General features: G+C 31.2%; 22 protein-coding genes. 7 read left to right on the top strand and 15 right to left on the bottom strand.

What is annotated here, in order from left to right; translation table 11 throughout:
- Nucleotides 1-366 precede the first annotated feature (366 nt).
- Nucleotides 367-2,490: an ATP-binding protein gene (locus Q0910_RS17960; protein WP_299219361.1), complete on the bottom strand. Its 2,124-nt coding sequence runs from the start codon at nt 2,488-2,490 to the stop codon at nt 367-369.
- 342 nt (nt 2,491-2,832) lie between these two features.
- On the opposite strand from Q0910_RS17960, the gene Q0910_RS17955 reads away from it, so the two are divergent.
- Nucleotides 2,833-3,459 (top strand): hemolysin III family protein, encoded by a 627-nt coding sequence (locus Q0910_RS17955; RefSeq protein ID WP_299219359.1) that lies wholly within the window; start codon nt 2,833-2,835, stop codon nt 3,457-3,459.
- A 56-nt stretch (nt 3,460-3,515) separates the two neighbouring features.
- On the opposite strand, the gene Q0910_RS17950 is transcribed toward Q0910_RS17955, so the two are convergent.
- The 4 genes from Q0910_RS17950 to Q0910_RS17935 form a co-directional block, all read right to left on the bottom strand.
- Nucleotides 3,516-4,316 (bottom strand): hypothetical protein, encoded by an 801-nt coding sequence (locus Q0910_RS17950; protein WP_299219357.1) that lies wholly within the window; start codon nt 4,314-4,316, stop codon nt 3,516-3,518.
- 93 nt (nt 4,317-4,409) lie between these two features.
- Nucleotides 4,410-4,838, bottom strand: a complete 429-nt coding sequence (locus tag Q0910_RS17945; protein ID WP_299219355.1) for a DUF4268 domain-containing protein — start codon at nt 4,836-4,838, stop codon at nt 4,410-4,412.
- 1 nt (nt 4,839) lies between these two features.
- Nucleotides 4,840-5,517 carry a ZIP family metal transporter gene (locus Q0910_RS17940; RefSeq protein WP_366142678.1) on the bottom strand — a complete coding sequence of 226 codons (678 nt, stop codon included), beginning with the start codon at nt 5,515-5,517 and terminating at the stop codon, nt 4,840-4,842.
- Nucleotides 5,517-6,248: a class I SAM-dependent methyltransferase gene (locus tag Q0910_RS17935; protein ID WP_299219352.1), complete on the bottom strand. Its 732-nt coding sequence runs from the start codon at nt 6,246-6,248 to the stop codon at nt 5,517-5,519. Before Q0910_RS17935 ends, Q0910_RS17940 begins: the two co-directional genes overlap by 1 nt.
- A 53-nt stretch (nt 6,249-6,301) precedes the next feature.
- On the opposite strand from Q0910_RS17935, the gene Q0910_RS17930 reads away from it, so the two are divergent.
- Complete coding sequence (locus Q0910_RS17930; protein WP_299219350.1) at nt 6,302-7,465, top strand: class I SAM-dependent RNA methyltransferase; 1,164 nt, start codon at nt 6,302-6,304, stop codon at nt 7,463-7,465.
- A gap of 25 nt (nt 7,466-7,490) precedes the next feature.
- On the opposite strand, the gene Q0910_RS17925 is transcribed toward Q0910_RS17930, so the two are convergent.
- The 3 genes from Q0910_RS17925 to rlmD are packed head-to-tail and all read right to left on the bottom strand — an operon-like array spanning nt 7,491 to nt 10,119.
- Entirely contained in the window at nt 7,491-8,225 is a 735-nt protein-coding gene (locus Q0910_RS17925) for a DUF6048 family protein (protein ID WP_299219348.1), read from the bottom strand.
- Nucleotides 8,191-8,706: a DUF6452 family protein gene (locus Q0910_RS17920; protein ID WP_299219346.1), complete on the bottom strand. Its 516-nt coding sequence runs from the start codon at nt 8,704-8,706 to the stop codon at nt 8,191-8,193. The genes Q0910_RS17925 and Q0910_RS17920 overlap by 35 nt, the downstream gene beginning before the upstream one ends.
- Before the next feature lie 3 nt (nt 8,707-8,709).
- Nucleotides 8,710-10,119 carry a 23S rRNA (uracil(1939)-C(5))-methyltransferase RlmD gene (gene rlmD / locus Q0910_RS17915; protein WP_299219344.1) on the bottom strand — a complete coding sequence of 470 codons (1,410 nt, stop codon included), beginning with the start codon at nt 10,117-10,119 and terminating at the stop codon, nt 8,710-8,712.
- Between the two features lie 114 nt (nt 10,120-10,233).
- Between rlmD and Q0910_RS17910 the strand changes: the two genes are divergently transcribed.
- The 3 genes from Q0910_RS17910 (at nt 10,234) to rocD (ending at nt 12,683) form a co-directional block, all read left to right on the top strand.
- On the top strand, nt 10,234-10,797 hold the full coding sequence (locus Q0910_RS17910; RefSeq protein ID WP_299219342.1) for an RNA polymerase sigma factor: 564 nt from the start codon (nt 10,234-10,236) through the stop codon (nt 10,795-10,797).
- The gene (locus Q0910_RS17905; protein WP_299219339.1) at nt 10,787-11,173 is read left to right on the top strand and encodes a DUF6768 family protein; all 387 of its coding nucleotides are present in this window, start codon (nt 10,787-10,789) and stop codon (nt 11,171-11,173) included. Before Q0910_RS17910 ends, Q0910_RS17905 begins: the two co-directional genes overlap by 11 nt.
- Nucleotides 11,174-11,402: 229 nt before the next feature.
- Nucleotides 11,403-12,683 carry an ornithine--oxo-acid transaminase gene (gene rocD / locus Q0910_RS17900; protein ID WP_299219337.1) on the top strand — a complete coding sequence of 427 codons (1,281 nt, stop codon included), beginning with the start codon at nt 11,403-11,405 and terminating at the stop codon, nt 12,681-12,683.
- Between the two features lie 4 nt (nt 12,684-12,687).
- Here the strand turns inward: rocD and Q0910_RS17895 are convergent, their stop codons facing one another.
- On the bottom strand, nt 12,688-13,584 hold the full coding sequence (locus Q0910_RS17895; RefSeq protein ID WP_299219335.1) for a Brp/Blh family beta-carotene 15,15'-dioxygenase: 897 nt from the start codon (nt 13,582-13,584) through the stop codon (nt 12,688-12,690).
- Nucleotides 13,585-13,668: 84 nt separating this feature from the next.
- On the opposite strand from Q0910_RS17895, the gene Q0910_RS17890 reads away from it, so the two are divergent.
- Nucleotides 13,669-14,409 carry a bacteriorhodopsin gene (locus Q0910_RS17890; RefSeq protein WP_299219333.1) on the top strand — a complete coding sequence of 247 codons (741 nt, stop codon included), beginning with the start codon at nt 13,669-13,671 and terminating at the stop codon, nt 14,407-14,409.
- 150 nt (nt 14,410-14,559) lie between these two features.
- Here the strand turns inward: Q0910_RS17890 and Q0910_RS17885 are convergent, their stop codons facing one another.
- From Q0910_RS17885 to Q0910_RS17875, 4 genes are all read right to left on the bottom strand, one after another.
- Entirely contained in the window at nt 14,560-14,868 is a 309-nt protein-coding gene (locus Q0910_RS17885) for a CCC motif membrane protein (protein ID WP_299219331.1), read from the bottom strand.
- The gene (locus Q0910_RS28675) at nt 14,869-15,171 is read right to left on the bottom strand and encodes a DUF2752 domain-containing protein (protein ID WP_366142680.1); all 303 of its coding nucleotides are present in this window, start codon (nt 15,169-15,171) and stop codon (nt 14,869-14,871) included.
- Between the two features lie 76 nt (nt 15,172-15,247).
- Nucleotides 15,248-15,565, bottom strand: a complete 318-nt coding sequence (locus Q0910_RS17880; protein WP_298538538.1) for a CCC motif membrane protein — start codon at nt 15,563-15,565, stop codon at nt 15,248-15,250.
- Nucleotides 15,566-15,576: 11 nt separating this feature from the next.
- Nucleotides 15,577-15,849 carry a DUF2752 domain-containing protein gene (locus Q0910_RS17875; protein WP_366142679.1) on the bottom strand — a complete coding sequence of 91 codons (273 nt, stop codon included), beginning with the start codon at nt 15,847-15,849 and terminating at the stop codon, nt 15,577-15,579.
- A 335-nt stretch (nt 15,850-16,184) separates the two neighbouring features.
- Here Q0910_RS17875 and Q0910_RS17870 point away from each other — a divergent pair, with 335 nt between their 5' ends.
- A complete protein-coding gene (locus Q0910_RS17870) occupies nt 16,185-16,742 on the top strand; it encodes a DNA mismatch repair protein MutS (RefSeq protein ID WP_299219329.1) in 558 nt (185 codons plus the stop codon).
- Here Q0910_RS17870 and Q0910_RS17865 read toward each other — a convergent pair whose 3' ends face one another.
- Nucleotides 16,743-17,294 (bottom strand): hypothetical protein, encoded by a 552-nt coding sequence (locus Q0910_RS17865; RefSeq protein ID WP_299219327.1) that lies wholly within the window; start codon nt 17,292-17,294, stop codon nt 16,743-16,745.
- A 10-nt stretch (nt 17,295-17,304) separates the two neighbouring features.
- A complete protein-coding gene (locus Q0910_RS17860; RefSeq protein ID WP_299219325.1) occupies nt 17,305-18,555 on the bottom strand; it encodes a hypothetical protein in 1,251 nt (416 codons plus the stop codon).
- Nucleotides 18,556-18,734 lie beyond the last annotated feature (179 nt).

Raw genomic sequence — 18,734 nt, 5'->3', positions numbered from 1 at the left:
TCCGAACAGAGAAGTTAAGCCCGTTAGCGCCAATGGTACTACAATCGTGGGAGAGTAGGTCGCCGCCTTCCTTGAAACCCTTCATTATAACAATGAAGGGTTTTTTTATACCCAAAAAATAAAGATAAAATCCCGAAAATAAAAACCGTATTCTATTCGAATACGTATATGATAAGCTTTTTATTAGAGTAAAAGCAAAACGTATGCCCTAAAATTTTACATCGATATATGATTGAGAATGAAATATTCTTATAACGGTTGTTCAATTAGTGTTTGTAAATATAGATCAAGGCTATCTATATTGGTTGTTGTTAGTCTTTAAAAATTACAGCACAAGTGTTAGATTTCAATGAAGAATTAGTACAATTATGAAGCTTTTGAAATTTTACCGTTAATATTTGTTTCAATTTTACGAAAGAACTCTTCATTTTTATATGGTTTTCTTAAGAAATCATTGAATCCCGAGTCAGGATTAAGAATTGCTTCAACCGTATCCTGAGTATCTGATGCGGTTAAAGCTACAATAGGTACATCAGGATTAAATTCTCTAATTATTTTAGTTGATTCCATTCCACCCATATTTGGCATGTTTAAATCCATTAATATAAGGTCATATTTGTTTTCCTTTACCATTTCAATGGCAATAAGTCCATCATCTGCGATGTCGGAATTAAAACCTTTTGTTTTAAGAACATTTTTAGTTACTATTTGATTTATTTTATTGTCTTCAACAATTAAGATATTATAATCTTCAATGTTTTTTAATTTAATATATTTTTTCAAATTATCTATTTGATTCTTTTCTTGACTAGTAGAATCAATTTCAAAAGAAATGGTAAAATAAAATATGGAACCTTTACCTGGTGAACTTTTTATTTTGATATCACCGCCATGCAGGTTAACTAAATTCTTAACAATATGTAAACCAAGACCAGTACCTGTTGTATGATCCTTTGAATTAGCTTGAGAAAATTTATCAAAGATTATTCCTTGCTTGTCCAAGGGAATCCCTCTTCCATCATCTTTAATTTCAAAGGTGATCTCAACCTGGTTATCGGTAACGATGGGGTTGACAAAATTCAACCAGATATTTCCGTTCCTAGTAAACTTATTCGCATTACTGATGAGATTAATAAAAATCTGAGATAATCTCACAGAATCTCCTATAAGAGAATGAGGAATGTTTGAATCAAAATTAAGGTGTAACGTGTTACCATTTTTATCTGCTTGATATTCAAATGAGTTTTTAATGTCATCGGCTAAGCTTTTGATATTATATATAGATTTATCCAGTCTTATTTCATAAGACTCCATTTTAGTAACCTGAAGAACATCATTAATAAGATTAAGCAAATGATCTGCCGAAAACTTCATTAATTTTATAAACTTATGATTTTCTTCATCCTTGATTCGTTCCATAAGAATAGATGATAAACCAACTACTCCATATAGTGGAGTTCTAAGTTCATGACTTACTGTTGATATGAATTTTGTTTTTACGGCAGCAAGACGATCTGATTTTTCTTTCGAAATTTTTAATTCTTTGTTTTTGATTGCTAATGACTCTCCGAGTACTTTTGTTTTTCTATGATTATAGATGAAAAAACAAAATAGTATTAGACATGATATAAGCAGTGATAAGGTAAATATAGAAACTGTTTGTGATTGTTTTGCTTTTTGAGTTTGTATACTGTTATTTTTATTGCTTACTACTAATTTTTCTTTAAATTGATTTGTTTCTAATTTCTCGGTTTCTAATGCAGTTTCGTGGTGTTTAGTGTATTTTTTAAGAATCGCATAAGCTCTATCTTGTCTCCCAAATTTCACAAGTAACTCCTCATATTTTTTATAAATGTTCATTGCTTCTCTAGACATTTTATTATTTTCTGCAATAGAAGCAGCTTTTTCGAAATGTCTTATAGCGCTGTTGTAGTTATTATGAATCTTATAATATTCACCGAAACTTAAATATGTTAAAAGTAATTCGCTAATATGTTCAGTGTTTTGACTAAAATATTTTTGACATTTTTTTAATAGTCTATAGGCTTTTCTGTAGTTTCTTGTTTTTAGATAAATGTTAGCTAAATTTAGTTCTAAGCTATGTTTATAGTCGTTGTTTAAGTTTTTAGAGTTTTCGTAAATATGCTTAATTCTTTTTAGTGCTCTTGCCGGTTTGTTAAAACCTTCTAGATATACTAAAGCGATATTATTGTTCACATCTATAATTAGTTCAGAATTTCCTTCTAATTCTTTTATGAATAGTTCTGCGATTTTATATTCTTTAAGAGCTTTTTTATATTCTTTGTTAAGGAAGTGTATTTTTCCTAATAGATTATAAGAGTATCCTTTTAAATAGTACTCCTGTTGGGTGTTGAATTTAGTAGAAATATCTATAATATTTTCAATAAGCATGACGCTATTGACTCTTCCTATGGAGTTTAGGTGTTCTTCTGTATGAATAATTCTACACTCCAATTCAGCGAATGACATTTCTTCATATTGATTAGCGTAAAGAGTAGAATAAAATAAGTTAAGACACAGGAAACATATAAAATACTTGGAGATTTTAATATTTTTCATTTTTTACTATAGGTTTTGGGGTACCTAAATATATAAAAAAATATATAATTACGGGTTTAAACACCATAATAATGTGGTTAAAGCGTATTTATTTCGTTTTTAACACTAATAAAGTAATATTAATCCTACTTTATGAATAACCTATTAAGGTTAGTAATATCATCATAGTAGCTACTGTATTTTATGCTTATTAATTGTAATTGCTAAGAAATAAAGCTTTGAAATGTATGTACTTTATTATTTTTGTAATCTATGAAAATACAAACACCGATTGAAGAAAGATGGAATTGGTTAACTCATGGATTTGGTTTCTTGCTTTCCGTTGCAGGCTTATTTTTCTTACTATTTAATGATACATATAAAACTTCTTACAGTACATTTTCAATACTATTGTATTCTATTTCATTAATGGTGCTATATTTTGCATCTTCAGCGTACCATTATACAAATGATACTACTCTTAAGAATCGATTTAGGGTTATGGATCATATCAGTATTTATATACTAATAGCAGGGACATATACGCCAGTTACTTTAATTGGTTTATTGAATAGTAAAGGATCGCTTCTTTTTATACTGGTTTGGTCTTTGGCTGGTTTTGGATCAATTCTAAAGCTTTTTTTTACTGGAAAATTCGAAATTCTTTCAGTGATTTTATATTTAGTAATGGGATGGTTAATTATGTTAGATATTACCGCATTAACAGATATAGTAGGTTCTGAAGGAATTATGTATCTTATGTTGGGTGGATTAGCCTATACTTTTGGAATAATTTTTTACGCTTTTAATAAGTTAAATTTCAATCATGTAATTTGGCATCTGTTCGTGTTAGCAGGCAGTGTGTTTCATTATATATTTGTTTTAAAGTATATAATATAAATAAACCATATTATAAATATCAGAAATATTTTAATATGGTTTATCTTATTTTAATTTCACCCCCTACATCCTCTAATTACGCCAAAAACATAATCATCAGCTGCTTCATTAAACTCGTCGCCACAGTTTCTGTCACTACCTCCACCACTTGCATTATTTATATTACTACATTGGTCATGATCCATACAATCCTTTGTCCAAGCACTAGGTATCCACCATCTACCGCAATCTCCTCCACATCGTCCCATACATCCATAATTATTTCTTGGTTTACTACCAACCTTTACTCTATCACTATGATTACCTCTGGAATCATCATATTCTGCATTTACATAAGTGTTCTTTCTAATACAAGTGATACCTTCATTTCTGCTTTTTAAAGTATTTGTATTGCCAGAAGACGTTATCTTTCTTTTAGAATAGATATAATTATTAGGTGATTTTCCAAGGTATTCAGTCATACTTAAGAGAGTGTATTCCGTCATAGATATGTCACCACCTTTAGTGCTTAAAATATATTCTGATATTAGTTGTCCCATTTTTAGTAATGCTTCTTTTTGATTTTCTGATAATACAGTATCGTAACCATTTATATCAATACTTTCATTTTCATAATTAATAGATGCATCGATTAATTTTTTATCAATTTCCAAGGACATAATAAAATTAAGTTCAGAAGGAGAGTTTACAACATATGATATGTTGTGACTGTTTACAATTAATTTTCCAGTGAAATTATTTTCGTTCTGGAGTTCTAAGCCAATTTCAGAAGCTTTTGTGGAGATGTTTTCGTCTGTGCATTGTATGCATGCAATTGAGTATAGCAATATTGCTATAGTTTTAAAATAATTTTTCATAAGATTGAGTTTGTGTTAGAAACTAATGTATGAAAAATCTTTCATATTTGCGAATTTCGTAAATAATTAATAAAGTTACCTGTGTTTGTGTAATTAAGACCCAATAAAATCTTTATATTCTAAAAAGAAGGTTTCAACTGTAAGCATCTTCTCATTAAGAAATTCCATAGTCATTTCCCAAGTTTTTTTATTATGTACGCTTACATCTGGTAGCTCCGTATAAATACGAGAAATGATTTTTCCGTTTTCTAATTGATAGAATTGATCAAAAATGATATTATCTAAGTATTCCTCTACGATAATATTTTTTAAACTTAAGAATTTATCATAGTAATAGGCTCGTATTATTTCGTCATAAGGTTCTACATCAATAGAAACCTGAGCAACCTTTGTTGTAAAAGTGAACTTAAGCGTTACATCTTTAATTTTTGTATTGTATAAAAGCCATTTACGCGGATAAGCTTTACCAAATGTAGTCCAGAATTCTTGTCTTATCTTTTTTGACTCTTCTTTGCTAAACATACTAAATAAAATAAGCGCAGGCTGTCGCAGCTAGAATAACCATTAGCTTGGTGATATTAAATTTATGGCCTTCATTACTTTCAAACAAGATAGTGGTAGAAACATGTAGAAATATACCAATTACCAGTGCAGTAATTTCTTTATAGTATCCTTGAACTCCCTCAAAATGTTCAGAGATAAACGTTCCTAAAGGAGTCATTAAGGCAAAAAGAACAAGAAATAATACGATGACAGGTCTTTTTATTTCTGTTTTAAATAAAAAGGTAGTTAGTATCATAGCTACCGGAATTTTATGGATAATGATCCCAATAAGGATACCTTCTGTATGATGAATAGGAAAACCTTCTAAAATGGCATGAATTCCTAAACTTATAAAAAGTAATTTAGGAATTTGAGTTGTTTCTTTATGAATATGTATATGCCCGTGTTCTGCTCCTTTCGAGAAATATTCCAATACCTTTTGAAGTAAAATTCCAATCATAATCCAAACACCTGTTTGCTTGGCATATTGATGTTCTTCGAAGACCTCTGGTAATAAATTAAATATAGTAATGGCTAATAGAAAAGCACCACTAAAGGCCAAAAGTAATTTTAAATTTTTTTGATTATTAGGTTTGAATATATATACTATTAATGAACCTATAAAAACTGCCGATATGGATAGTATGTGGTTATACACTATTTAAAAATCAAAATAAGTCGAGGAGAAATGGTTTTATTAAATTTTTTAAGATGATAATCGCCAAAAATATCAAGCAAGTTGACATCGGCTTCTTCAAAATAATTTTGAAAGTCTTCTAGGGTTAAGGCTTTTACTCTTTCGGTAAACAAAAACTCCTCATTATTGTCATTAAATTTTATTTCTTTGTAGATATAACCATCTTCAACATATCTTTTTATATGAAAATTTATTCCGGAAACTTCTTTCGTTTCTTCAGGAACAAGGTTATCAATTACGTAATCGACATTCATAAAGTCAATAACGCCAAAGCCTCTTTCATTTAAATCAGACTTTATAGCTTTTATTGTACTTAGGTTACATTCTTCTTTTTCAAAATAACCAAAGCTTGTAAAAAGATTAAAAACGGCAGAAAACTTTTCAGAATAGGGTTTAGACATATCGTGCACCTTAAACTTCAGTGATTCATTTTCGAATTGAGATGCATGTTCAATACTGTTTTTGGAAAGGTCAACTCCTGTAACATTATATCCTAATTTATTTAGATACACACTGTGTCGTCCTTTACCACAAGCAAGATCCAGAATTTTTTCTTCCGGTTCTAAACTTAGATAACTAGTTAGGTTATCCATGAATTCTTGCGCTTCTTCGTGACCTCTATCTTTATATAATATATGATAATATGGTGTATCAAACCATGATGCATACCACATTGTAGAATCTTTTAGCATAGGGCGCAAAATTAATGTATTTTTGCGGTTTAATAATAGCGAATTAGAATATAGTGAGTAATTCATTTAAAATGGTAGCCAAAACCTTTTTTGGTTTTGAAGAAATATTAGCAAAAGAGCTTAGGAACCTTGGTGGCCAAAAGGTTGAAGTAGGTAATCGAATGGTTAGTTTTTATGGAGATACAGGCTTTATGTATAAAGCAAATCTTTGCCTAAGAACGGCTTTAAAAATATTAAAGCCTATTTCTTCTAAAAAAATCCGTAATGAAAAGGATTTATATAGTTTTATTCAATCTATTCGTTGGGATGAATATCTAAACACTGATGATACTTTTGCGATATATGCAACGGTAAATTCCACAATATTTACGCATTCGCAGTTTATATCTTTAAAATCTAAAGACGCTATTGTAGATAAGTTCAGAAAAGAAACAGGGAAAAGGCCCAATGTAGATACTGATTATCCTGATTTGACGATTAATATTCATATCCAACAAGATCTATGTACAGTATCTTTGGATAGTTCTGGTGGATCATTACATCATAGAGGATATCGTAGTGCGACAAATATTGCTCCGATAAATGAAGTCTTAGCGGCTGGTCTGTTATTATTATCTGGATGGGATGGACAATGTGATTTTCTGGATCCAATGTGTGGTAGTGGAACTTTTGCTATAGAAGCAGCCATGATTGCTTGTAATATTCCTGCTAATTTAAATCGAAAAGAGTTTGCTTTTGAAAAGTGGTTAGATTGGGATATGGATTTATTTGAAAAAATTGAAGAAGCAAGTTTGAAGAAAACGCGCGATTTTCATCATTCAATTATTGGTTTTGACAAGGCTCCATCTGCCGTCAGAAAGGCAAAACAAAACGTAGAAAATGCAAATCTCACGGATTTTGTTAAAATAAAAGATGATAATTTTTTTGAAAGTTCTAAAAATGAAGATAAGAAACTTCATATGGTTTTTAATCCCCCGTATGGAGAACGTTTAGAATTGGATGAAGAAAAATTTTATGCACAAATAGGAGATACACTTAAACAGAGTTATCCAGATACGAATGCTTGGTTTATAACTTCTAATCTTGAAGCTCTTAAATATGTAGGATTAAGACCTTCTCGAAAAATAAAAGTATTTAATGGTAAATTAGAATGCCGTTTAGTAAAATATGAAATGTATGCTGGGAGCAAAAAAGCTAAATTTCAGGATAGATCTTAAAATAAAATATATCTAAAACAATGGATCACCTCTTCTTTTTTACAAAAGGAATCAGATAGCTAATAGTATACGCATAACCAACACCAAACTGACTGAAATCGTTTGTTCTTCCGTATCCTGGAATAAATAAATTTTCAAATCCGTCAAATTCGTCATCAAATCCATCAGGATCTTTTTCATTAACAAGTCCTCTTAGAGATACACTGGCTCCTAAATAGAGATTATTTAGTACTTCTACTTTGATCCCTAGAGTAAATTCTATCCAGCCGGCAGTTAAATCTTTAGCCTCTCTTTTATCAGTGATGGGTTCATTAGGAAAAAAATCCGTACCTGTAAAGATTCTATAACTATTTAATGTTTGGTCAAAAGTGGAGAAACCATATCTAAGACCAGCATAAATACTGTTTTGCATTCCATACCAGTTTTTATAGACATTGTAGTCAACACCTAATCTGATATAGCTTCCAGATCCTTCTACCTCAATGTTTTCTTCATCTCTTAAAAAAGATTCGTTTCCTATTTCTGCTGCCAGATAATAGTTTTTGTAGACTCTATAGTCTCCGTTAATCTCAAAACCCGAATAGTCATCATTTATGGCAGTTCTAATTAATCGGGCGATATCTACACCAACTCTTAAACCATATTTTTCGGCAGGAGGCAAAGTGTCTCTTGCAGAAATGTTAGTTTCAGTTTCTTGACTCAATATCGTACCTGAAAAGAACAGGCTAATGAAAAATAAATACGTGTGCAGCTGTTTCATCGGTTACGTTTCCTTCTTGTATCGTTATTTCTTTAATCCAGTTTTGATCATTTTCTTCTTGAGTAAAACTCTCAGTTAATCCATTGTAAGTGACTCTAAAACCACAGGCACTACTTACATATTCTTCTACAGGTGTATACTGGAAACTCAATGTATCGGTATTTGGTTCTACTGTATCATCGGAAGTGTCCGAATCTATTGTAAATTCAAAATCTGTTAGAAGAGCATCTACTCTTAAAGGGATCATGATAGAATCTTGATTCGTTGTAAAGTCAATAATTCCTTCAAATCCGACAGCTTTTACCTGTAACTCATTTGGTTGTTTAATATCAGATACTGTACCATCCTCAATAAATTTAATAATCAGAAATGGTGTAGTTGGTGTATCTTCTGCGCATATGTCGTCACGTTCACAACTGGAACTTAGATAAACTGCAGTTAGACAGCAAATCACAAGGATTAAAGTTTTGTATAATTTCATGAATTATCTTTTTTCTAATAACACTACGTTTTCTACGTGATGTGTTTGTGGGAACATATCTACAGGCTGCACTTTGGTAACTTTATACATACTATCTAATAACGACAAATCTCTTGCTTGTGTTGCACTATTGCAACTTACATATACAATCTTATTGGGTGAAATGTTTAATAATTGACCTACAACATCTTTATGCATTCCATCTCTTGGTGGATCGGTGATAACTACTTCAGGTTGTCCGTGAGTTGTGATAAATTCTGTTGTAAACACTTTTTTCATATCTCCAACATAAAATTCTACATTCTCAATATTATTATGTTTCGCATTTGTCTTGGCATCTTCAATAGCTTCAGGAACTGCTTCAACACCAATCACTTTTTTTGCTTTTTTAGCTACGAATTGAGCAATAGTGCCTGTACCGGTATATAAGTCATATACTAGTTCATTTCCGGTAAGACCGGCAAAATCTCTTGTTATCTTATAAAGTTTGTAAGCTTGTTTAGAATTCGTTTGGTAAAAAGATTTGGCATTAATCTTAAAACGTAGCCCTTCCATTTCTTCTTCGATATGATCTTTTCCGTGATAACAGATCACTTCTTGATCGTATATGGTATCATTTCCTTTCGTATTTACAACATATTGTAAAGAAGTAATTTCGGGGAACTCAGAAACTATATAATCCAGTAATAATGTTCTTTTTTCCACATCTTCATAAAAAAACTGGACTAGTACCATAATTTCTCCAGTAGATACAATTCTCATCATCAAAGTACGTAGAAAGCCACTTTGATTTCTGGCATTATAAAACGGTAAGTCATTCTCAGTAGCAAATTCCTTTACCTTATTTCTAATAGCATTACTTGGATCTTCTTGTAAATGACATTTATCTATATCCAAAATTTTATCCCACATTCCGGGAATGTGAAATCCTAATGCGTTACGATTTTTGATTTCGGTATCACTTTGGATTTCTTCTAGTGTCAACCACCTACTATCGCTAAAAGAAAATTCCATTTTATTTCTGTAGAAAAATTGATCTTCAGAACCTAGAATTGGAGTTACTGCAGGTAATTCGATTTTACCTAAACGTGTCAGGTTATTAACTATTTCTTGTTGCTTATATGATAGTTGATGTTCATATCCCATAAACTGCCATTTGCATCCACCACAAGTACCAAAGTGTTCGCAAGCTGGATCTACTCGCTTATCGGACTTTTTGTGAAAAGTAGTTGCTGACCCTTCGTAAAAAGCTTTTCGTTTTTTTGTGGTTTGTATATCTACTACATCACCAGGAACCGCATTGTTTATAAATATGATTTTTCCGTCAGGAGCTTTGGCAATACTTTTCCCTTTTGCCCCTGCATCGATCACTTCTATGTTTTCAAAAACCTGTTTTCTGTTTTTTCTCGCCATAGCGCAAAAATAAGAATAGAAACTATATACTTATTAAATATTCCACATATCTTATAAAAAGAATAAAAAAATGAACCTAATTTATATTTCTACGTCTATATTATAAAGGTTACTATGACAAACACCAATAAAACATTTGACTCTTTGTTGGTATTGCAATGCCAATCCGGAAATAAGAAAGCTGCAGCAATTCTTGTTAAACGATGGCATGAAAAGTTATGTAAACAAGCGTATTGGTATAGTAAGGATGTAGAAGCTTCTAAAGACATAGCTCAAGATAGCTGGAGCACAATATTGATAAAAATCCATAATCTAAAGGATCCTAATAGCTTCGGAAGTTGGGCATTGACTATCGTTACCAGAAAGTCATATGATTGGCTCCGAAAAAATAAAAAGGAATTAAAGAGTATAGACTCTTATAGCGAAAATCTATATCAAGATCCTATAGATGATGATACTTCTGGTAAGGATGATAGTATAATGATAGTATTAAAAAAAGCTATAAAAACTTTGCCTAATGATCAACAAATGGTGCTTCATCTTTTTTATCTCGAAGGTTATAGTGTAAAGCAAATAGGTAAAATAGCGAACATTTCTACAGGTACAGTAAAATCTCGTTTGTTTACCGCCAGAGAAAAATTAAAATTAATTCTAAAAAGTAAAAATCATGAAAAATAAAATGGAAGATATCGATCAATTGATAAAAGAAACATTAACTAATGAAGAGGCGAAGTTTTATGACGAGTTAGATGAGCAAAACCTGCTGGAAATGGTTGGAGGGCTTTTCAAGACAAGGAATAGTTGGATTATTATTATAATGTTTATTGTAAACCTTGTGGTATTTGGGCTTTTTATATATTGTCTAATTCAGTTTTTAAGTACTGATAATACGAATGAGCTTATCAGGTGGAGTGCAGCGGGTTTTTTCTGTATTATGATAACAGCAATGCTTAAATTGTTTTCTTGGATGCAAATGGATAAAAATGCATTATTAAGAGAAATTAAAAGACTGGAGTTGCAGATTTCATCTATTGCAGCAAAATATAATAAATAATTAAGCGCTCTGGATTTTGAAATTCTTAAATCGTAATAAAGTAAACCTATTATTTTGAATAATTAAAAATAGGATGCATTACAGACTCGAAAATTAAATAATCAATAAAGATTTAGTAATTTTGCAATTCTCTTAGGGATGATTTCTCTCCCACGCTGAATTTTCGAGTCTTTTCGAAAGGATAAAGGTACAGAAGGAATGGTTATTTTATCAATTTAAATTATTAAAAATGGCTGTTTTAGAAAAATTAACGTCTCAACAAGCAATCGATTTAGAAAACAAGTATGGAGCTCATAACTATCACCCATTGCCGGTAGTTTTAAATAAAGGAGAAGGTGTATATGTTTGGGATGTAGAAGGAAAAAAGTATTATGATTTCTTAAGCGCATATTCTGCGGTAAATCAAGGGCACTGTCATCCAAAAATTGTTGGTGCAATGATGGAGCAGGCGCAGACATTGACGCTAACTTCTCGTGCATTTTACAATGATAAGTTAGGAGAATATGAAAAATTCGCTTCAGAGTATTTTGGTTTCGATAAGTTGTTGCCAATGAATACGGGTGCAGAAGCTGTAGAAACTGCATTAAAAATATGTAGAAAATGGGCTTATGAAAAGAAAGGTATTGCTGAGAATGAAGCACAGATTATAGTATGTGAAAATAACTTTCACGGAAGAACTACTACAATAATTTCTTTTTCTAATGATCCTGTAGCTCGTAAGAACTTTGGACCTTATACAGCTGGATTTATAAAAATTGAGTACGATAATATTAAGGCATTAGAAGAAACATTAGAGAATAATAACAATGTAGCTGGATTTTTAGTTGAACCGATACAAGGAGAAGCTGGTGTATATGTTCCTTCTGAGGATTATTTGTCTAAAGCAAAAGCATTATGCGAAAAACACAACGTATTATTTATTGCAGACGAAGTTCAGACAGGAATTGCAAGAACAGGTAGATTACTAGCTACTTGTGGTAATTGTTCTTGTAGTGATAAAAACTGTTCTGGAACACCTAATGTAAAGCCTGATATGTTGATTCTTGGTAAAGCATTGAGTGGTGGAGCATATCCGGTTTCTGGTGTATTAGCGAATGATGATATTATGGAAGTGATCAGACCTGGTAACCACGGAAGTACCTTTGGAGGAAATCCTGTGGCAGCAGCAGTTGCGGTTGCAGCACTAGAAGTTGTTCGGGATGAAAAACTTGCAGAAAATGCATATCAGTTAGGAGAGTTATTCAGATCAGAATTGAATGAATATATCAAAACATCCAATATCGTTAACCTTGTTCGTGGTAAAGGATTGCTGAATGCTATTGTGATAAATGATGATGAAGAAAGTGAAACCGCATGGAATATTTGTGTGGCCTTAAAAGAAAATGGGTTATTAGCAAAACCAACTCATGGTAATATCATACGTTTTGCACCACCATTGGTAATGACTAAAGAACAGTTATTAGAATGCGTTGAAATTATTACCAAGACGCTTGAGAAATTTGAGGAATAATTTGTTATTTATTGAGTTTGGCCATAATCCAAACATGAGGAAAAGTAATAGCGGCGATTGACGTAAAGAAAATTGAAAGGAAAAGTCGGTCCTGATTTCCGAATATTAAAAAAAGCATTGCTAGCCCAACAATAGAAATAATCCAATGTAGAAAGGAGGATTTTAAGTATTTAATAAAATTCTCCTTTTTATAATTCCCGTACAAAAAATATACTTGATCTGCTAATGACGGGATACTATGCCAAAAAATGAAGTAAATTGCAAAGGCCCATAGTAAAGATGCAGTTTGAAAAATTATGTAGAATAATAACAGGTAAAATAATTCTTCCCATATATTCACCTTGATAATTTTATTCGCAATTAGTCTTATAGATATAATTACTAAAACTAAAAAAGAGAATATTGTAGCATATACATAGACATCTTTAGATATGTATGTACCTGCGATATTATTAATCACTTCTGATACTTCTAGATTATTATTTAAAAATAATAATCCAAGAATGGTTATGCCGTAAGCAATATAAATGAATTTAATGGCGATTGATTTTTTAGTAAGCCTAGAAATCCAATGTTGCTCTCCGAAATGAAAGGCGCTAAAAAGAATGAAAATTAAAAGAGCCATTGAAGGAATATAATAAAAAAATAAAATTCCCGTGATGATAAATAAAAGATAGAAATACAGGATTTTTTTACTCGTTCCTCTGTTTTTATCGCTAGATTCTTTTCTAATTAATTTTATATCATTTGTTCCGTGTAATATTCCCAGAGATAGTATTAAAATATACGCTAAAATATTTTCAGTTTCTTCCTTAAAATAAGTTGAAACCCAAAGAGAGAAAAAGGTGAAAATTAACATATAATTTCTCAATTCGAAAAAAAAACGCCTATTATTTTTCATAATGTTTAATAAAGTTATCATAAAGTTAAACATTTTTTGTTTAACCTTTACTAAATTTGTTTAAACAAATTTAAAATTAACGCTATGAAAAATTTTTTAACATTCATGTTTTTGTCCCCAGAGATTGCAACTGATGATTATGTCGGTTTTACATTTTTTGTAGGATGTATGGCTATGATGGCCGCTTCTGCGTTTTTCTTCTTTTCTATGAGTAGTTTTGATAAAAAGTGGAGAACATCTATTCTAGTTTCTGGACTTATTACCTTTATTGCTGCTGTACATTATTGGTATATGAGAGATTATTGGTATAGTTATGGAAATTCCCCTACGTTTTTTCGTTATGTAGATTGGATTCTTACCGTTCCATTAATGTGTGTTGAGTTTTATTTGATACTCAAGGTTGCGGGAGCAAAAAAATCACTAATGTGGAGGTTAATTTTCTTATCTGTTATTATGTTGGTTACAGGTTACTTCGGAGAAGCGGTGTATAGAGATCAGGCTTGGTTATGGGGTCTTGTATCGGGTATTGCTTACTTTGTAATTGTATATGATATTTGGTTAGGAAAAGCAAAAAAGCTTGCTCAAGAGGCTGGAGGGGCTGTGTTAAGTGCCCACAAAACACTTTGTTGGTTTGTACTTGTCGGATGGGCTATTTATCCAATAGGGTATATGGCTGGAACTCCTGGATGGTATGACGGTATTTTTGGAGGTTTAGCAATGGACGTAGTATATAATATCGGAGATGCTATAAATAAAATAGGATTTGGACTAGTTGTATATAACCTCGCTGTAACTGCATCTTCCAAAGAAAATGTAGTAACATAATCTAATTCTATTCAATTAAATAAGAATCCCGTGTAAGCGGGATTTTTTTAGTTTTAATCCTTAGGTGATAAAAAATAATGTTTATGTTGTAAAAAGTCCTAATTGTTTGCGATCTAAAAATAAGTACCAATAATTATGAGTTATAAAATCCTATTGATTTATTATCTCTGTCCATGGAATCAAAGCACCTACAAAAATAATGTATGCCAGGATAAATAATAAATATAACGAACTAAGAGAGATACCAACTATTGCACAAATTCTTCCAGCTTTTAGGTTTTCATATCCATAATAGAGTTCTGGATTTTCATTATAAAGTTTGATTGACTGTTTAGAAATTACTAAGGCTACTATTCCAAATATTAGTCCAATAATTCCGTAACAAAAGCAAGTAACTATTGAAACAATACCAAAGATTAAAACAAGAGTAGCATTAGGTAATTGTTGTTTGTTTTCCATTTATATATATGATAATTGTTTGATAAAATAATTGGCAACAATAAGAATTATATTCAAGAAATAAAAGTATTTAAGGATACTTGCCCCATTTTTAAAATCAAAGTAGATGTGGCTAACTAAATATCCTATCATAATAAGCATTGGGATTAAGGCAGGATACATTATGATAGAGTTCAGAAATTCTCCTTTTATCAAAAGAATAAAGCTTCTTTGAAGCCCGCAACCTAAACATTCAATTCCTATGAATTCTTTAGAAGGACAAAATAGAAGATTGTTCTCAAGGAAAGTTATTATTTCATTCATCCTTAATAAGCCCAGAAAATAAAAACTGCCTTGTAATAAACAAAGCAGTTTTAAATATATTAAATTTTTGGGTTCATTAATATTGTCCCATTTGCTCTCTAACCATATCCATATAACCTTCATAGCCGATGGTTGCAAACATAATAACAACAAATACTAGATAAATAGCACTTAGGATTAAACCAATTATAGCTAATATTTTTCCAGTTTTTACGTTATTATATCCTTCGTATAGTTCAGGGTTTTCTGTGTACATTGCTGTAGCTTTTTTGGCAAGAACCAAAGCCACTATCGCAAAAATAAGACCAAGAATTCCATAACAGCAGCATCCTAAAATTGATAAAATACCAAATACTAAAATAAGGGTAGAGTTAGGTAAGGTTTGTTTTTCCATAAAATAGTTGATTAGTTAAAAATGAATTTCATTTTGATTAGATAGCTTACAACTATTGTAAGCACAGATATAATAGTTAAGCTCACTTTAATAAGTGAATCTTGTTTAAATTTAATAAAAAAATTAAACCCTAAGAAAAAAAGGAGAATAAGTAAGGGATATATTGCCGGATACATTTGGAAAGCAGCAACAAATTCTCCCTTAAACAGAAGAACTACCGACCTTTGTAAACCACATCCCAAACAATCGACACCAAAGAGTTTTTTGTTTAGACAAGGAAACATATACTTTTCCAAAGACATTTTTTCTTAATTATGTGGCACAATATACACAATTTGAGTATTCGAAAAATTAATGTGCGGAAAAAATCTAATATTTGATACTTTTGCATAATGGATAAAATTAAATTGAAAAAGATCTGTAGTCTCCTTTTAATAACTGTAGGTGCTATTTTTTTAATTGTTGAAATAGTATCAGCTAAAAAGAACTATTATCTGCAGAGTGCAGGAATTGTATGCTTGATGTCAGGAATATTTATAATAAATACAAGTGTATCATCCAGATCAACAAATAATAATATAGAACATCCTAAAAATAACGAAGAAGAGGAGTAGACAGCATGATTAAGATAGGAGATATAGTTTCGGTATTAGACGAGCCCATTACCGGTAAGGTGATTTCTGTAAATGGCAATGACATAACCATAACATCCGATGATGGTTTTGATATGGTTTTTATGACTAATGAATTAGTGAAAGAGCAATCTGATAATTTAATTGTTCCTTCCTATGAAGAAATAGAGAAGAATTTACAGGAAAAAGAGGTTTTTAAAAAGAAACCCAAAAGACCAGTAATAAAACCTAAAGAAAGGAGTATACCGCCAATGGAAGTAGACCTCCATATCCATAAGCTAGTTAAATCTACGAAAAGAATGACTAATCATGAGATGGTTACTTTACAACTAGATACTGCAAAAAGACAATTAGATTTTGCAATCAGTAAACGTATTCCAAGGGTCGTTTTTATTCATGGTGTAGGACAAGGAGTTCTAAAGGAGGAACTAAAGTATTTGTTTGGGAGATATGACAATATTAGTATGTCAGATGCTGATTATAAAAAATACGGTCTTGGCGCTATGGAAATATATATACTACAAAACCCAAAAAAAAACAGATAGCTAGTTGGGAATGAGTATATTATCGGATCCTAGCTCTAATATTTCCTTTCGAATTGCAATACCACCACCTTCTAGTGTTACATCTCTCAATATAACAGTTCTGGAATAATTAGTTTGAGTAGGATCAGGTTGATCCTCCGCAGCTTCATAACTAATATCAGCAGTTCCATTAGTACTTATTAATTCTAAGGTTACATTAATATCACTAACTGGAATACTATTACAAAAATACTCATCTCCGCTAATGGCAGTATCAAATTCTCTATAAATAAATTGATTGTTAGTCGTATTTAGGGTAATTACAGTAGGTTCATCTAGAGATATGTCAGAAACGTTTTCTGGATTAATTTCAAAACTCGTATCTGTGAAATTTAAAGAGAGAGATCTATTTATACCTTGATCAATTACGAAAAATACAAAAGTATTGTCATTCTCATTAGAGCAATTTTCCAGATCTCCGTTTAAATCGTCAACAGAAAATTCTATAATATCACCTTCGCTACAACTTATAAGTAGGAGTGTAAAAAATAAAAAATATAGTCTATTCGTCATTCTATTAGTCTTAATTTATGGGAGTCGTAATGGAGATGGTTTGGTCTCTAAAACCAAAGGAAAAATCATCATTTGTAAATTGGTCATTAACTTCATTCAAAATGAGATCACTAATTGTTAATGTAGTTCTAAAAGTTGTAATGACTGTATTATCCAGAACAGGAAGATTCTCCGTATTTATAATGGGATTATTACCCGTGATACTAGAATCTAAATAGTTAGGTATGCCATTCCCATCATCATCATCATTCATTGGATTGCCGTCTCCATTGGTGTCTTCATCAATTGTTAGAATACCATCTCCATCATCATCATTATCTAGATAATTAGGTATGCCATCACCATCCGTATCGTCATTTCTTGGATTCTCGTCACCATCAACATCTTCATCTACTGTAGAAACAGTGTCTCCGTCATCATCATCATCCAGAAAATTAGCGATACCATCACCGTCTGTGTCATCATCTCTAGGATTTCCATTACCATCGATATCCTCATCTCTAGTTAATATTCCATCACCATCATCATCATTATCCTTATAATTAGGGATACCATCACCATCGGTATCTAAAAAGCTATCGTCATTCGGATCTGTATTCGCTAATTCCACACTGGTTAATACGTTATCATTATCATCATCCTGATCCTTAAAATCAGGGATATCATCTCCGTCATCATCCATCGTTCCGTCATCATCCTCTTTGTCGGTATTATATCCTGCCTCAATTTCACCATCTTCATTTCCAATCGTCGAGTCATTCATAGCATCGTCCAGATAATTTGGAACCCCATCACCATCAGGATCTGCTTGGGGATCAATTTCGTTGGGTGCTTCTAATATTGATTCCACGCCATCATTATCATCCTCATTTATTATTACGTTATTTATTGTTGCCTCACCACTTACGCTTAAAAGTTCTTCGGTAACAATAATATTACTATCAGGAATATTGTTGCAGTAATAATCTGAGGTAATAGCGGTATTAAATTTTCTGTAAATTAAACCGTTATCCAGGTTTTCTAGGTCAATAATAATTGGATTTTCAGTTATGGTAGTTGCAGAATATGTTGGGTCAATAAAATTATAAGATATGGCTTCATTAACAGATGTATTTATTTTAAAGAAAACAAATTCATTAGGTTTCGCTCCTTGACAAAGTTGAAGGTCTACATCCTCAAACTCAAAACTAGTAACTATAATATCACCATCATCACATGATGTTAAACCCAAAAAAATAAAAATATATAAAAGCTTTTTCACTTTCTATGTTTTGAAAATTAGTAACAAATCGAAGTTTCGTAATAAGAAACTATCGTGTAATTTTATAGCACACCAAAATAGTTTACATATGATAAAGACGAATGAAATTTATACATGTTATTTTTGGTATGTTTTTTCTGAATGTTTTGACAAAAATAATGGAATTGAAAGATTATAAC

Source organism: uncultured Aquimarina sp., from assembly GCF_947495315.1.
In the GTDB taxonomy this organism is placed as follows: Bacteria; Bacteroidota; Bacteroidia; order Flavobacteriales; family Flavobacteriaceae; genus Aquimarina.
This window is presented reverse-complemented; position numbering and strand designations above follow the sequence as displayed.

Bases quoted from the DNA above. Each gene is read 5' to 3' on its own strand.
- Q0910_RS17960 (WP_299219361.1), bottom strand. From the start codon at position 2,490: ATGTCATTCGCTGAATTGGAGTGTAGAATTATTCATACAGAAGAACAC.
- Q0910_RS17955 (WP_299219359.1), top strand. From the start codon at position 2,833: ATGAAAATACAAACACCGATTGAAGAAAGATGGAATTGGTTAACTCAT.
- Q0910_RS17950 (WP_299219357.1), bottom strand. From the start codon at position 4,316: ATGAAAAATTATTTTAAAACTATAGCAATATTGCTATACTCAATTGCA.
- Q0910_RS17945 (WP_299219355.1), bottom strand. From the start codon at position 4,838: ATGTTTAGCAAAGAAGAGTCAAAAAAGATAAGACAAGAATTCTGGACT.
- Q0910_RS17935 (WP_299219352.1), bottom strand. From the start codon at position 6,248: ATGCTAAAAGATTCTACAATGTGGTATGCATCATGGTTTGATACACCA.
- Q0910_RS17925 (WP_299219348.1), bottom strand. From the start codon at position 8,225: ATGAAACAGCTGCACACGTATTTATTTTTCATTAGCCTGTTCTTTTCA.
- Q0910_RS17920 (WP_299219346.1), bottom strand. From the start codon at position 8,706: ATGAAATTATACAAAACTTTAATCCTTGTGATTTGCTGTCTAACTGCA.
- rlmD (WP_299219344.1), bottom strand. From the start codon at position 10,119: ATGGCGAGAAAAAACAGAAAACAGGTTTTTGAAAACATAGAAGTGATC.
- Q0910_RS17910 (WP_299219342.1), top strand. From the start codon at position 10,234: ATGACAAACACCAATAAAACATTTGACTCTTTGTTGGTATTGCAATGC.
- Q0910_RS17905 (WP_299219339.1), top strand. From the start codon at position 10,787: ATGAAAAATAAAATGGAAGATATCGATCAATTGATAAAAGAAACATTA.
- rocD (WP_299219337.1), top strand. From the start codon at position 11,403: ATGGCTGTTTTAGAAAAATTAACGTCTCAACAAGCAATCGATTTAGAA.
- Q0910_RS17895 (WP_299219335.1), bottom strand. From the start codon at position 13,584: ATGAAAAATAATAGGCGTTTTTTTTTCGAATTGAGAAATTATATGTTA.
- Q0910_RS17890 (WP_299219333.1), top strand. From the start codon at position 13,669: ATGAAAAATTTTTTAACATTCATGTTTTTGTCCCCAGAGATTGCAACT.
- Q0910_RS17885 (WP_299219331.1), bottom strand. From the start codon at position 14,868: ATGGAAAACAAACAACAATTACCTAATGCTACTCTTGTTTTAATCTTT.
- Q0910_RS28675 (WP_366142680.1), bottom strand. From the start codon at position 15,171: ATGAATGAAATAATAACTTTCCTTGAGAACAATCTTCTATTTTGTCCT.
- Q0910_RS17880 (WP_298538538.1), bottom strand. From the start codon at position 15,565: ATGGAAAAACAAACCTTACCTAACTCTACCCTTATTTTAGTATTTGGT.
- Q0910_RS17875 (WP_366142679.1), bottom strand. From the start codon at position 15,849: ATGTTTCCTTGTCTAAACAAAAAACTCTTTGGTGTCGATTGTTTGGGA.
- Q0910_RS17870 (WP_299219329.1), top strand. From the start codon at position 16,185: ATGATTAAGATAGGAGATATAGTTTCGGTATTAGACGAGCCCATTACC.
- Q0910_RS17865 (WP_299219327.1), bottom strand. From the start codon at position 17,294: ATGACGAATAGACTATATTTTTTATTTTTTACACTCCTACTTATAAGT.